The organism is Nocardia sp. CA-107356, from assembly GCF_050946365.1.
GTDB lineage: Bacteria > Actinomycetota > Actinomycetes > Mycobacteriales > Mycobacteriaceae > Nocardia.
Genome location: NZ_CP191992.1, coordinates 3,092,592 through 3,106,607, shown reverse-complemented (window position 1 = coordinate 3,106,607; position 14,016 = coordinate 3,092,592). Strand labels below are relative to the sequence as shown.

Annotated in this window: 12 protein-coding genes and 1 pseudogene; 5 read left to right on the top strand and 8 right to left on the bottom strand. The window is 65.5% G+C overall.

Going from position 1 to position 14,016, the window contains the following annotated elements; genetic code table 11:
- Entirely contained in the window at positions 1-1,248 is a 1,248-nt protein-coding gene (locus ACQP1G_RS13845; protein WP_433203311.1) for a cytochrome P450 family protein, read from the top strand.
- A 197-nt stretch (positions 1,249-1,445) separates the two neighbouring features.
- Here the strand turns inward: ACQP1G_RS13845 and ACQP1G_RS13840 are convergent, their stop codons facing one another.
- The gene (locus ACQP1G_RS13840) at positions 1,446-1,895 is read right to left on the bottom strand and encodes a MarR family winged helix-turn-helix transcriptional regulator (RefSeq protein ID WP_433203308.1); all 450 of its coding nucleotides are present in this window, start codon (positions 1,893-1,895) and stop codon (positions 1,446-1,448) included.
- Positions 1,896-1,957: 62 nt separating this feature from the next.
- Between ACQP1G_RS13840 and ACQP1G_RS13835 the strand changes: the two are divergent.
- Positions 1,958-2,779 (top strand): annotated as a pseudogene (locus ACQP1G_RS13835) (VOC family protein); the annotation flags it as partial.
- Positions 2,780-2,939: 160 nt separating this feature from the next.
- On the opposite strand, the gene ACQP1G_RS13830 reads toward ACQP1G_RS13835, so the two are convergent.
- Both ACQP1G_RS13830 and ACQP1G_RS13825 read right to left on the bottom strand, forming a co-directional pair.
- A complete protein-coding gene (locus tag ACQP1G_RS13830; RefSeq protein ID WP_433203305.1) occupies positions 2,940-3,797 on the bottom strand; it encodes a fumarylacetoacetate hydrolase family protein in 858 nt (285 codons plus the stop codon).
- The gene (locus ACQP1G_RS13825; protein WP_433203302.1) at positions 3,794-4,675 is read right to left on the bottom strand and encodes an amidohydrolase family protein; all 882 of its coding nucleotides are present in this window, start codon (positions 4,673-4,675) and stop codon (positions 3,794-3,796) included. The genes ACQP1G_RS13830 and ACQP1G_RS13825 overlap by 4 nt, the downstream gene beginning before the upstream one ends.
- Positions 4,676-4,716: 41 nt before the next feature.
- Here ACQP1G_RS13825 and ACQP1G_RS13820 point away from each other — a divergent pair, with 41 nt between their 5' ends.
- The gene (locus tag ACQP1G_RS13820; RefSeq protein WP_433203299.1) at positions 4,717-5,385 is read left to right on the top strand and encodes a FadR/GntR family transcriptional regulator; all 669 of its coding nucleotides are present in this window, start codon (positions 4,717-4,719) and stop codon (positions 5,383-5,385) included.
- 22 nt (positions 5,386-5,407) lie between these two features.
- Here the strand turns inward: ACQP1G_RS13820 and ACQP1G_RS13815 are convergent, their stop codons facing one another.
- From ACQP1G_RS13815 to ACQP1G_RS13795, 5 genes are read right to left on the bottom strand one after another with little or no spacing between them, the layout of a single operon-like run.
- Complete coding sequence (locus ACQP1G_RS13815; RefSeq protein WP_433203296.1) at positions 5,408-6,640, bottom strand: aldo/keto reductase; 1,233 nt, start codon at positions 6,638-6,640, stop codon at positions 5,408-5,410.
- A gap of 2 nt (positions 6,641-6,642) precedes the next feature.
- Entirely contained in the window at positions 6,643-7,668 is a 1,026-nt protein-coding gene (locus ACQP1G_RS13810) for an ABC transporter permease (protein ID WP_433203293.1), read from the bottom strand.
- A complete protein-coding gene (locus tag ACQP1G_RS13805; RefSeq protein WP_433203290.1) occupies positions 7,665-9,185 on the bottom strand; it encodes a sugar ABC transporter ATP-binding protein in 1,521 nt (506 codons plus the stop codon). The genes ACQP1G_RS13810 and ACQP1G_RS13805 overlap by 4 nt, the downstream gene beginning before the upstream one ends.
- A 31-nt stretch (positions 9,186-9,216) precedes the next feature.
- Complete coding sequence (locus ACQP1G_RS13800) at positions 9,217-10,299, bottom strand: sugar ABC transporter substrate-binding protein (RefSeq protein ID WP_433203287.1); 1,083 nt, start codon at positions 10,297-10,299, stop codon at positions 9,217-9,219.
- Entirely contained in the window at positions 10,296-11,648 is a 1,353-nt protein-coding gene (locus ACQP1G_RS13795) for an enolase C-terminal domain-like protein (protein ID WP_433203284.1), read from the bottom strand. The genes ACQP1G_RS13800 and ACQP1G_RS13795 overlap by 4 nt, the downstream gene beginning before the upstream one ends.
- A 179-nt stretch (positions 11,649-11,827) precedes the next feature.
- On the opposite strand from ACQP1G_RS13795, the gene ACQP1G_RS13790 reads away from it, so the two are divergent.
- Positions 11,828-12,631 carry an SDR family NAD(P)-dependent oxidoreductase gene (locus ACQP1G_RS13790; RefSeq protein WP_433203281.1) on the top strand — a complete coding sequence of 268 codons (804 nt, stop codon included), beginning with the start codon at positions 11,828-11,830 and terminating at the stop codon, positions 12,629-12,631.
- Positions 12,628-13,854 carry an alpha-hydroxy acid oxidase gene (locus tag ACQP1G_RS13785; protein ID WP_433203278.1) on the top strand — a complete coding sequence of 409 codons (1,227 nt, stop codon included), beginning with the start codon at positions 12,628-12,630 and terminating at the stop codon, positions 13,852-13,854. Before ACQP1G_RS13790 ends, ACQP1G_RS13785 begins: the two co-directional genes overlap by 4 nt.
- Positions 13,855-14,016: the final 162 nt, after the last annotated feature.

Here is a 14,016-nt window from a genome sequence, read left to right as displayed (position 1 = left end):
ATGGTGCACGAGAACGCGTCTGCGGCAAGCGAATTGGCCGCCGAAATGGTCGAGCTGGCGGACGACTTCTATCACGACCCGCACGCTGTGTACGATCGGTTGCGCAGTCGCGGGCCGGTGCATCACGTCCGACTGCCTGATTCCACCACCGGGTGGCTGATCACCGACTACGAAGTGGCCAAGGCGGCGTTCACCGATCCAGCAATCAGCAAGGCCCTCAAGTCTTCCGGAGGTCGCGCAGCCTTGGCCTCCCATGGTGGTGACCAACATGTCCAGAGCGGCATGTTCAAGGACATGATGGTCTTCTGCGACCCTCCCGAACACACCCGACTGCGCGCCTTGGTCAACCGAGCGTTCGGCAGCCGGGCTGTTCGCGAGCTCGAGCCGCGCATCACAGAGATCGCCGATTCCCTGCTCGCATCCATGGCGGTCAAGGCCGGCGACGTCCATGACCTGCTCGACGACTATGCCAATCCGTTGGGGATGATGGTCATCTGCGAGCTGCTCGGAGTACCACACCAGGATCGGGACAGCTTCCGGGGCTGGTCGACGATTCTGCTGTCCAGCGAGCAAACCAATGAGGCCAGAACGACAGCCGTACAGAAGTTCATCGGCTACATCGACCAGCTGATCCACAGCAAGGGTGCAGCACCGGGGCACGACCTGCTTTCCGCGCTACTCACCGAAGGTGAGCAAGGCGACCGGCTCACCCACCGTGAACTCATCAGTATGGTCTTCCTGCTACTCGTCGCCGGGTTCGAGACGACGGTAAACCTCATCGGCAATGCTGTCTCCATCCTGCTGGCCGACAACGACCTTCGCCGGCAACTCCTGGACGATCCGGGCCGAATCACCCCATTCGTCGAGGAGGTATTGCGCTACGAATCGCCCGCGACCGAGGCAACATTTCGCTATACAGCCGCATCGACCATATTGGGTGGTGTCGAAATCCCGGCAGGCCAACTGATCCTGGTGTCGATGTGCGCCGCCGACCGTGACCCACACCGTTTCCCCGATCCGCATCGTTTCGATATCAACCGACCAAACAGTCACCACCACTTGGCTTTCGGCGGCGGCATCCACCGGTGCGTCGGAGCGCCGCTGGCACGAAGCGAAGCCGTGATCGCACTCAGCAGACTTCTTGGCGAATACCCCGAATTTCACCTGGCGGACAGTCCGGACCTGCAGTGGCGCAAGAGCCTAATCGTTCGAGGACTGGTCAACCTGTCCGTGCAGCTGCGTCCGTAACCGAAGTACACCCCTGATCTCCCCGCCCAATGGAGTGCGGGGTGCCATCGCGAGGGCTGCGCGAAGGGGGTGCAGCCCTCGCGGAAGGTTTATACCCGACGACTAATGGATCCTGCGACGGGGACAAACCGAAACGTGTTATTGGTTTTGCGTGGTGCGCACGAGCGGACATAGGGGGCATCGATGCGGGCGATCGACTACTGCGACACCAACGATCCGTACAACTTGTCGAGGCTCTGACCGAAGGCCTTGCGTTCGGCGCGGGTGAGGCAGCCGAACGTATCGGCCTCCACCGCGTCGAGCGCCTGATCGGCGACGGCCAGAATCTTCGATCCCGCGGGCGTGACCGACACGATCTGCCGACGCCGATCGGCCGGATCGCGTTTGCGCACGATATGACCATCGGCATCCAGGCCGTCCAGGTACGCCACGATATCGCCGGTGTCCAGGCCGATGCGGGCGGCCAACTCCTTCTGATGGCACGGACCCAACTCGTGCAGCGCGCTGAGGATCGCGTGCTGATTGGGCAGCAGCCCGATCGCCGATAGTTCATTGACGTAGCGCTGACGCACCCGCAGCGCAGATCGGACCAGCAGGTAGCCGAGGCGACTACCCAGCGGTGTGTTGACGGGGCGCCCGGAATCCATGCGGGCAATCATACGAGATCGCGCACACCACCAATCACTGGCACTGCCAATCATTGGCATACATGACTATTATCGGAACCCGTGCCGCAAGGGGCGGCGCGACGACCGGCTCGGGGAGATCGCCGATGATTCAAGAACTTTCGTACGTGGGTTTCGCATCGCCGCGCTTCGACGAATGGCGCAGCTACGGCCCCCAACTGCTCGGGACGATGCTCGAGAGCGATGGACCCGACGGCGCCGTCCGCCTCGCGGTGGACGATGTCAACTACCGGATCGCCGTCCACCCCAGCGAGCAAGACGAATTCCGTTACGCCGGATGGGGTTTGGCCAATGAGACCGATCTGCACGCCTACTGCGAGCACCTCGAAGACCACGGCGTCGCGGTCCACTGGGGTGCGGAGGAACTGTGCAAGGAGCGCGGGGTCGCCGAACTGGCCTGGTTTCTCGACCCGTGGGGGTTGCGCCACGAGCTCAGTTGGGGAAAAACCGCTACCCCCAACTCATTTCAGACCGGACGAGTGATGCGCGGCGGATTCGTCACCGGCGACCAGGGCTTGGGCCATGTGGTGTTCCAGGTACCGAACCTGCAGGAGGCGAACCGGTTCTACGCCGATATCCTCGGATTCCGACTGTCCGATCGGATCATCACCGAATACTTCAGCGTCCGCTTCTATCACATCAACGGCCGCCATCATTCACTGGCGCTATCGGAACTGCCCGGCCACGTCGGATTCAACCACCTGATGCTCGAATACCAGAACATGGACGATCTCGGCCGCGCCATAGATCTGTTGAAGCGCAACAACACCGAGATCATGCAGACCCTCGGCAGGCACACCAACGACCTGATGACCTCGATCTACATCAACAGCCCGTCCGGCCTGCAACTCGAACTCGGCCACGGCGGCCTGGTCGTCGACGATCTCAGCTGGGTCGCCCGCACCTACAACAAGCCCAGCTACTGGGGACACCGCTACACCGAAACCGCCATCACGACAAAGCCGGGCATCATCACCCCCATTGTGCCTCCCATGCCATCGACGATCACAGAATATCTGCCGAATCCCGGCAGGTTTGGCGCATGCGCCCGATGCCGTCGATCTCGAGATCGATCACATCGCCGGGGAGCAGGTAGGGGAAACGGCCGGAGAGGGCTACGCCTTCGGGGGTTCCGGTATTGATGAGGTCGCCGGGTTCTAGGACCGCGTACTGGGACAGGTGCCAGACCAGATACGCGACGTCGAAGATGAGGTCGGCCGTCGAAGAGTCTTGGCGCGGTTCACCATTGACCCAGGAGCGCAGGCGCAGGTCCTTCGGGTCGAGGCGATCGGCGGGGATCAGGGCGGGGCCGAGGGGGTTGAAGGTCGCGCAGCACTTGCCCTTCGACCATTGGCCGCCGGATTCCTCGAGCTGGAAGCGGCGTTCGGAGACGTCGTTCGAAATGGTGTAGCCCGCAATGTGTTTCATGGCGGTGTCGGGGGACCCCAGGTAGCTCGCCCGGCGGCTGATCACCACCGCCAGCTCGACCTCCCAGTCGGTCCCGTCGGACCCGCGCGGGATCATCACGTCGTCGTACGGCCCGACCACGGTATTGGGTGTCTTGAAGAAGACCACCGGTGTACGTGGCGGTTCCGCTCCCGATTCGGCGGCGTGCGCGGCATAGTTCATGCCGATGCACCAGAGGGCCTGCGGGTGCGCGATCGGTGCGCCGATACGTTGTCCGGTGAGGTCGATGGGCGACAGCAGGCCCTGTGACAGCGCCGCCGCGGTCTTCGATATGCCGTCCGCGGCGAGGAACGCACCATCGATATCCGGTGTCAGCGTGGACAGATCATAGGTTTGATCGCCGTCGACCACGACCGGTCGCTCCGCGCCGACCGCGCCGATCCGCTGCAATTTCACGCACTAGCTCCTTCATTGGTGGGTTCCGCCTGATCGGCGGACAGCCGGTATACGCGCCGCGCCGTCGTGGACAACACCTTGACGCGATCGTCCGGGGCAAGTCCGCCGAGGACCTGGACAGTGGCCCGCCAGACCTCCGCATAGGATGCGGCGGTCAGGGTGAACGGCCAATCCCCGCCCACCATCAGCCGATCCGGCCCGAACACCGCCAGCGCGTGATCGACGTACGGCTGCCAATCGGCGGCGGTGAATCCGGGCTCGGACACCGTGGCCAGGCCGGAGATCTTCGCCACCACATTGGGTTGCTCGGCCGCGGCGGCCAGCAGATCCGCCCACGGCTGCCAGTCGCCGGACGCGATCGGCGGTTTGCCCAGATGGTCGAGAACCACTGTGAGCGTGGGATGTTCGGCCGCCACCGCCGGCACCTGCGCCAGCAGATCGGAACGCTCGGCCACCGCGTCGAAACTCAGACCGGCCTCGGCGAGCATGGCCAGGCTGTCCGAAACCTCGGCTCGCAGTAGCCAGGTCGGATCCGGGTCACGGTGGATCAGGTGCCGCACTCCGACGTACTCGGGCCGCCGCAGCCGGGCCAGCTCGAAGGCGGCCCGCCTGGGTTCGTGCAGCGGCAGCCAGCCGACCACGACCGCCGGGCGGGGGGCGTGTGCCGCCGCGTCCAATAGCGCGCGATTCTCGGCCAGTGAATCGGAGGCCTGCACCAGCACCAACCCCGCGATATCGTGCTCGGGCAGCTGCGGTTCGAGGTCGTCCAGCGTATAGGTGCGATACAAGACATCGGATGTATTTGTCAGCCAGTCGTATTCGACATGGAATTTTCCACCTCGAACGTCCCAGACATGCACATGTGCGTCTACAGTCATCGGAGGCATGTGTTCACATTCTCGAAAGTGAAGGAACCGGTTTGTCGGTCACCGACGATGCGATTGCGAAGATCAAGGCGATGATCGTCTCGGGCGATCTGACGCCCGGATCGAGGTTGCCGCGTGAGGCCGATCTGGCCGCCGAGCTCGGGGTGTCGCGCAGTTCGCTGAGAGAGGCGGTGCGCGCCCTCTCGCTGGTGCGAATCCTGGACGTGCGCCAGGGCGACGGCACCTTCGTGGCGAGCCTGGAGCCGAATTCGCTGCTGGACGCCATGAGCTTCCTGCTGGAGTTCCATCAGGACGACTCCGTGCTCGACATCCTGGGCGTGCGGCGGATTCTGGAGCCCGCCGCGACCGCGCTTGCGGCGCAGCACATGACCGACGAGGAGATCGCCCACCTGCGCACCCTGGTCGAGCCCGGCAGTGCGTCGGTGACCGATCTGGTCGCGCTCGACCTGAGCTTCCACGCCGCCATCGCCACTGCTTCCGGCAATAAAGTCCTTGCCTCGCTGCTGGATTCGCTGTCCATGCCGACCACGCGCGCACGGATCTGGCGTGGCGTCACCGAGGAGGGCGCGTTCGAGCGCACGATCGCGGAGCATCGCGGCATCTGCGACGCGATCGCCGCGCACGACCCGCAACTGGCGCAGGCGCGGGCGCTGGCGCATGTGGCCGGGGTGATGGAATGGCTGGGCCGGGCGGTGGAGTGAGCGGCTCATCGCGGTGCTCGATTCACCACAGCGCCTGATCCACTAGCTCGGACCAGAGTTCTTCCGGCACAGGCAGATCGAGTATGGCAATGCTGTCATCAATCTCCGCGCGAGTACCGGACCCGAGCACGATCGCCGTCACGGCGGGATGCCGCCGCGGGAACTGCATGGCCGCCGCCCGCAGTGGCACACCGTATTTCGTGCACCGCCGCTCCAGGTCCCGCGCGCGGGTGACGACGGCGGAGTCCGCAGTGCGGTAGTCGAAGGTGGCCTGCCGGAAGGGATCCGCCAGCACCCCGCTGTTGAGCACCCCAGCGACGAGCACCTGGATCCCACGTTCTGCACATTCGGGCAGCAGTTGCTGCTCGGCTCGGCGGTCCAGCAATGAGTACCGCCCGGCAATCATGACGGTGTCGATGGCCGACTCACGCACGAACCGCAATGCGGTCTCGACGTGGTTGACGCCGATACCGATTCCAGCGGTCAGCCCTTCGTCGCGCATCCGTTCCAGCTCCGGCAGTGCCTCGCCCAGGGCTTGGTCCATATGCGCCTCGGGGTCGTGTACGAGCATCCGATCCACCCGATCCAGCCCGAGCCGAATCAGCGATTGCTCCAGCGACAGCCGTACGCCTTTCGCCGAATAGTCCAGCCGCCGTGACCGTTTGGGCGCACCGTGGAAATCATCGGCCCCGTCGGGCGCGTCCGGGTCGTCGTACAGCAACCGCCCCACCTTGGTGGAAACCGTGAACTCCGAACGGTTTCGCTCACGCAGGAACCGGCCGAGGCGCTCCTCGCCGAGCCCGCCGCCGTAGTGCGGTGCCGTATCGAAACTCCGAATCCCGGCCGCCCACGCCGCTTTCAGCGCCTCCTGCGCCGCGTCCTCGTCGACCGAACGGTACAGCCCGGCATACCCCGCACCACCGAGCACCACCTCGGCGCGCGGTCGCGGGTTCAGCTCCCAGATCACCGGCAAACCGGCCTCCGGCGCCGAATAGTCGTGGGGGACATCGGTGAACCCGCTCATGCGAGCCTGCCAGGCGATATTCACCGGCAAACCAGCCAGTTCGGCCAGTAGCTTGTCATAGCTGTCGCAGTCGATGACATGGAACAGATCCAACCCGCTGCGCCAGATGGTCCAGCCGGTCGCACCGGCGGCGCGAATGGCCGCGACGAGGTCGGCTGGTACCGCGCGATGGGCGGCCTCGTACTCGGCCTCCGCACCCGGTTTCAGTCTGGTGTGCAAGGCGATTCGCATGCTCACTCCTGCCGCCGTCCGCTGGCGATGCGAGTGATGACCAGGGCGACGAGGATGAGCGCCCCATTGATGAACTTCAGCGAATCCGCGCTCACCCCGCCGTAGGACAGCAGCTTCTGGATCAGCGTGAGAATCAGGATTCCGAAGAACGCGCCCACCACCGACCCGCGCCCGCCATTGAGTGACACGCCGCCGATAACGCAGGCGGCGAACACGTTGAAGATCATCCCGTCGCCCTGGCTGACCTGGACGCTGGCGAACTGCCCGGAGTAGATGAGCCCGCCGATCGCGGCCAGCACCCCGGCGGTCACCAGCACGGCGATGACCACCCGATCGGTGCGAATACCGGCGGCTCGCGCGGCGGCCTCATTGCCGCCGACCGCGTACAGTGCCCGCCCGGCCGTGGTGTAGTTCAGCACCAGATATCCGATCACGAACAATGCCAGGGCGATGAGCACGTTCGCCGGCAGGCCCAGAACTCGTGCATTGCCGAGCCATTCGACCGAGTCCGGAATCTTGGTCAGGGTGAACCCGGACGTGAGGAAGGTCAGCAGCCCGCGCAGGGCGATGAGCATCGCCAGCGTCACGATGAACCCGTTGAGGCCGAAGCGCACGATCAGCAGGCCGTTGACCACACCGACCGCCGCGCCCGCCAGTAGCGCGATCGGAATGCTCATCCACGGCGACGCCCAGGTGAACGCGCCGACCTCGGTGGTACCCATGGTCACCCAGATCGCCACCCCCGGCGCGAGGCCGAAGGTGGATTCCAGCGAGAGGTCCATCCGGCCGACCACCAGCACCAGCACCTCGGCCAGCACCAGCAGCGAAATACCGCTCATGGTGCTCAGCACATTGGTGAGATTGGCTGTCGAGACGAAGTTGGTATTGATGAAGTATCCGACCACCAGCGCCAGCAGGATCGGCGGCACCAGTAGCAGATCGCGGAATGCGCTCCAGCGCACGTGGATTCGCGCCCGGTGCGGCGGGGCCGCGGTGGGCGCACCGGTTTCGGTCGCGGTCCGGGTCATAGCAGTCCTTCCATGGCGGTGACGAGCTCGCGGTCGTTCCAGCCCTTGTCGAAGCGGGCGGTGAGCCGTCCCTGCACCAGGACCAGCACTCGGTCGGCGTCGCGCAGATCGTCGAGTTCGTCGGAGACGACGAGGACGGCGGTGCCGCGATCGGCGGCGGCGCGCACCACCGCGCGCAGAGTTTCCTTGGAGCGCACGTCGACGCCCGCGGTGGGGGTGATCAGCACCAGCACTCGGGGTTCGGTGGCCAGGGCACGGGCGAACACCACCTTCTGCTGATTGCCGCCGGATAGTTCGGCGACGCTCTGCTGCGGGCTCTCGGTCTTGATATCGAGTTCCGCAATGGCGGTGCCCGCCAGCACATCTCGGCTGCGCCGTGACAGCAGGCCGAACGGGCCGAGCTTGTGCGGCACGGTGAGGGTGGCGTTGTCGGCCACGCTCATGGACAGGATCAGCCCTTCCTCGTGACGATCGCGCGGCACGAATCCGATCCCGGCCTCGCGCGCCGCCCGCACCCCGCCGCCGCGCAGCGGCCTGCCCGCCACCAGTACCGATCCGCCTGCCGCCCTGCGTAATCCGACAATGGTTTCGGCCACCTCGATGCGTCCGCTGCTGCCGCCGCCGGCCAGTCCGACGATCTCACCTGGGCGCACGTCGATGTCGATCTCGTCGAATTCGCCGACGCGCGTGAGCTTATCCACCTTCAATGCCGGTGTGCGGGCGGCGTCGGGGGCCTGTCGTGGCACCGCGGTTTCCAAGTCCGTCGAATCGCCGGTCATGGCGGCGATGAGCGCAGGCTTGGCCAGTTCGGCGACCGGAGCCGTGACGATATGCCGGGCATCGCGGAAAACCGTGACGTCGGAACAGATTTCGTAGGTCTCGTCGAGATGATGGGAGATGAACAGAAAGGTCACGCCCTGTTGCTGGAGGTCCCGAATCCTGGCGAACAGGCGCTTGATGGCGGGACCGTCCAGCTGTGCGGTCGGCTCGTCGAGAATGATGAACCGCGCGCCGTGCGAGAGCGAGCGCGCGATTTCCACCAGTTGCCGATGCTCCACCGACAGCTCGCGGGCGAGCGTATCGACCGAAACCGGCACCGACCAGGTATCCAGCAGCTCCCGCGCCCGCGTCCGCAGCGTGCGCCAATTGACCAGGCGCCCACCGAAACCCTGCCGATTGACGAACAGATTCTCCGCCACCGACAGGTCGGGAATGATCGTGGAGTGCTGGTAGACGCATGCCACGCGGGACCGCCAGGCATCCCGATCGGCGGGCGCCGGCGCCGGGTGACCCTGGAAGCGCACCTCCCCCTCATCAAGAGCTGCGAGTCCGGTCAGAATCGACACCAGGGTCGACTTCCCGGCGCCGTTTCGCCCCACCAGCGCATGCGTGCGGCCGGCGGTGACGCGCAATCCGACGCGATCGAGCGCGATATTGCGGCCGAACCGCTTGGTCACCCCGATCGCCTCGGCCACCAGTAGACCATCCGGTTGTTGCTGTGAAACTGTTTCGGGCACTGCGGTTTCCATCGCTAGGGTGTCGATCCGTTCAGCGCCCGCGGCCCCACAGCGCGGGATCGCTGCTCGCCACCGTGTCCATATCGCCGACCTTGCCGCCGGTGCGGGTCACGACCGGCGCCGGGAGCTGATCCTCGAGCTGGCCGCCGCCGGTGTCGACAATGGTCGAGCCGTGATCGGTCGGACCGGGAGTGAACTTCTTACCGTCCACGGCCGCTTTCGCGTACATCGCGGCGTACTGCGCGTACAGATCGGCGGGTTGCGAGACGGTGGCGTCGATATCGCCCGCGTCGATGGCGTCGAGCTCGGCTTTGATGCCATCATTGGACACGATCGAAATATGACCCGGCTGACCGGCTTTCACGAGTTTGCCGGTACGCTTGAGCAATGCCAGCGTCGACTGCAGGAATGCGCCGCCGGCCTGCATGTAGATGCCGTTGATATCCGGATCGGTGAGCAGCTTGTCCTGCAGGCCCGAGGTGGCCTTGTCGGCCTTCCACTCGGTGGGGATTTCGATCACCTTGATATTCGGGTATTTCGTCCGCATGCAGTCGGCGAACGCCTGGGAGCGGTCGCGGCCGTTGATCGAGGCCAGATCACCCTGGAATTCCACGACTTTCCCGGTGCCGTGCAGGGTTTCGCCGAGGTAGGTGCAGGCGTTCGCACCGTAGGCCCGGTTGTCGGCCCGCACCACCATGTAGGCGCCGCCGCTGTCGGGGCGAGTGTCGACGCTGATCACCGGCACGTTCCTACTGGCGGCGGCGGTGAGCGCCGGTTTCGCGGCGGCGGTGTCCTGCGGCGCCATGATGATCGCCTTGACGTCCTTCGAAAGCAGCGTGTCCACATTGGATTTCAACCGGTTGGAGTCATTGTCGGAGGAGGTGTTCTCCAGCCTCACCCCGGCCGCGGCGGCCTTCGGGCCGAGATACCCGGCGTAGGCGCTCCAGAAGTCGGTGTCCGAGCGCGGCTGGTCCGCGCCGACCAGTACACCGCTATCGGCGCCCTTCCCGACGGCCACGGCGGGACCGCCGCCGGAAGTCTGTTCGCGGGAACAGGCCGCCACGGCGACGACCAGTACGGCGGCTACTGCCGCGCCGATGATCCTGGTGTTCATGAGAGTTCGTGCTCCTTCGCCGAAACCTGGTGTACTGCTGAGAAGGTGGTCGTCTCCAGCCATGCCGCGCCGGTGGGAAAGGCGTAGTCGCGGAGCGAGTCCGGGAGCATCTCGGCGCTGAAACCTGGTGCGCGCGGGGTGAGATAGCGTCCGCCGGCCACCCGGACCGGATCGCAGAAATGCTCGTGCAAATGGTCGACGTATTCGATGGCGCGGCCCTGCATGGTGCCGGAGATGGCGATGTAGTCGATCATCGCCAGGTGCTGTACCAGCTCGCACAGCCCGACCCCGCCGGCGTGCGGGACGACCGGAACCCCGAACTTGGCCGCCAGCAACAGGATTGCGATATTCTCGTTGACACCGGCGACACGGGCGGCATCGATTTGCAGGATGTCGACCGCGCCCGCCTGCAGTAGCTGTTTGAACAGGATGCGGTTCTGGCCGTGTTCGCCGGTGGAGATCGGCACCCCCGCGACGCGGCGGCGAATCTCGGCGTGGCCCAGGATGTCATCGGGACTGGTGGGTTCCTCGACCCAAGACAGCCCGGCGGGAGCCAGCCGCGAAATCCATTCTGCCGCTTCATCGACGCCCCAGCGTTGGTTGGCGTCGACGGCCAGGCCGATATCGGGTCCGATGGCGTGCCGCGCGAGCATGACCCGGCGCACGTCCTCGTCTGGATCGCGGCCGACCTTGATCTTGATGGTGCCGAATCCGTCGGCGACCGCTCGCTGGGCGAGGCGGGTCAGCTTGGCATCCGAGTATCCGAGCCAGCCGGCGGAGGTAGTGTAGGCGGGATATCCGGTGGCCAGCAGGCGTTCGGTGCGTTCGGCCCGGCCCGGTTCGGCCTCGCGCAGGATGGTCAGGGCCTCGTCGGGGGTGAGGGCGTCGGTCAGGTAGCGGAAGTCCACCTGCGCCACCAGGTCTTCCGGACTCATCTCCGACACCAACTGCCACACAGGTTTTCCCGCGCGTTTGGCGGCGAGGTCCCAGGCGGCATTGACGACCGCGCCGATCGCCATGTGCATGACGCCCTTCTCCGGGCCCAGCCAGCGCAGCTGCGAATCATCGGTCAGGCTACGCGCGAAACCGCCCAGATCGCCGGTGATCTCGTCGACCGAGCGGCCCACCACCAGATGATCGAGGGCCTGGATAGCGGCCTGCTGCACCTCATTGCCGCGCCCGATGGTGAACGCGAAGCCGTGGCCGTCCGGGACCGCCGCATCGTCGGTGCGCAGGATCACGTAGGCCGCTGAATAGTCGGGGTCGGGGTTCATGGCATCCGAGCCGTCCAGCTGGGTCGACGTCGGGAACCGAATATCCAGCGTGTCCAGCGCCGTAATGAAAGCCATGCGTGATCCTCGCTGTCAGAAGTGATCTGGGTCACGACTATACATCCGATGTCTAGGAACGCAAAGGTTGTTGATCCGGGCCGATTTCAGGAAAATAGGCCGAATGCGGGGTTCCGTTCGCCGAGTGGTGTTATCTTCCGAAGCTGTAAACATCGGATCAGTGCACGGATGAGGTCGGTATGACTTACGGGGAGTTGGACGGGCTGACTGCCGTGGTGACGGGCGGCGGATCCGGCATCGGCCGGGCGATCGCGACCGCATTCGGCCTCGCTGGTGCGCGGGTGGCCGTGCTGGATCTGCGGCCGGGCCCACCGGTCGGACGCGATGGCCTGGCGTTGGCATGCAATGTGTGCGAGGACGATTCGGTGCGCGCGGCCATCGAGACCGCCGCCAACGCATTCGGCCGCCTGGACATCGTGGTCAACAATGCGGGCATCGGTGCGCAGGGAACCGTCGAGGACAATACCGACGACGAGTGGCAACGCGTCTTGGACGTGAATGTGCTCGGTGCCGTACGGGTTTCCCGCGCCGCTTTACCTCACCTGCGCCGCTCGCCCGCCGCCGCGATCGTGAACACCTGCTCGATCGCCGCCACCACCGGCCTGCCGAACCGCGCGGCCTACAGTGCCAGCAAGGGCGCGATCCTCGCACTGACGCGCGCCATGGCGGCCGATCACCTCTCCGAAGGAATTCGAGTCAACTGCGTGAATCCGGGCACAGTCGACACCCCCTGGGTGCAACGCCTGCTCGCCGCTGCCCCTGATCCTGCCGCGGAACTCGTTGCGCTCCAAGCGCGTCAGCCGCACGGCAGGCTGGTCAGCCCCGAAGAAGTCGCGGCCGCCGTGTTGTATCTCGCCGGACCACACGCGGCTTCGACCGCCGGCGTCATGCTCGAAGTAGACGGCGGCATGCACTCACTCCGGCTGCGTGCGCCCAATGGCCGCCCGAATATCGCCGAGCAACAGGAGAATCCGATCCGGTGACCGACCGCCGCATCCCGAAATACCGCGACCTCGCGCCGTTGGTGAAGTTCGAGCGCCCCTTCGGCGGCCTCGACCACAAACTCGCTCGCGCCCAAACCATCTGGGACCTGCGCGAGTTGGCTCGCAAACGCACACCCAAGGTCGCCTTCGACTACACCGACGGCGCCGCCGACGCCGAAATCAGCCTCCAGCGGGCCCGACAAGCGTTCCAAGACATCGAATTCCGCCCAGCCATCCTCCGCGACGTCGCCGACATCGACACCAGCACGACCATCCTCGGCAAACCCTCCCAGCTACCCTTCGGCATCGCCCCCACCGGCTTCACCCGCATGATGCACACCGCAGGCGAAGTCGCCGGCGCCCGAGCCGCCGCCCGAGCCGGAATCCCCTTCACCCTCTCCACCATGGGCACCACAGCCATCGAAGACCTGGCTGCCGCTACTAATCCCCAGGCCCGCAACTGGTTTCAGCTCTACATGTGGAAAGACCGGGACCGCTCCCTGGCCTTGGTCGACCGCGCCGCCACGGCAGGCTTCGACACCCTGGTAGTCACAGTCGACGTCCCAGTAGCCGGCGCCCGCCTCCGCGACGCGCGCAACGGCATGACCGTCCCACCCTCGATAACCCTCACGGGCGCCCTCGACGCGATCCGAAAACCCCGCTGGTGGTTCGATTTCCTCACCACCGAACCCCTGGCCTTCGCCTCCCTGGACCGCTGGTCCGGCACCGTCGCCGACCTCCTCGACGCCATGTTCGACCCCACCGTCGACTTCGACGACCTAACCTGGATCCGCGACCGCTGGCCGGGGCGAATCCTCGTCAAGGGCGTCCAAACGGTCGACGATGCCAAACGCCTCGCCGCCCTGGGCGTAGACGGCATAGTCCTGTCCAACCACGGTGGCCGCCAACTGGATCGAGCCCCGGTCCCCTTACACCTGCTCCCCTCGGTGGTCCACGAGGTAGGCGACGACCTCGAAATCCACCTGGACACAGGCATAATGCACGGCGCCGATATAGTCACCGCGCTAGCCCTTGGCGCCCATTTCACCCTGATCGGCCGCGCCTATCTCTATGGCCTGATGGCCGGAGGCGAATCAGGCGTAGATCGCGCCATCGACATCCTCCGCACTCAGCTCACGCGCACGATGAAACTCCTGGGAGTCGGCTCCATACAAGAACTCGAACCCGCCCACGTCCGCCTGCTTTACCAGCGCCCGAGGTAATCGGCACCGCTACCCGTCTACTGACTATCGGCTCGATGTAGCCAGGTCATCACCCCACCATGCCCGCGCTACCCCGATGCATTCTCGCGATCTCCATAACCTCGATAGCCTCGCCGACTGTCGCGCCGTACCCCAGCGCGTTCTCCATGTGCATGGGCGCCG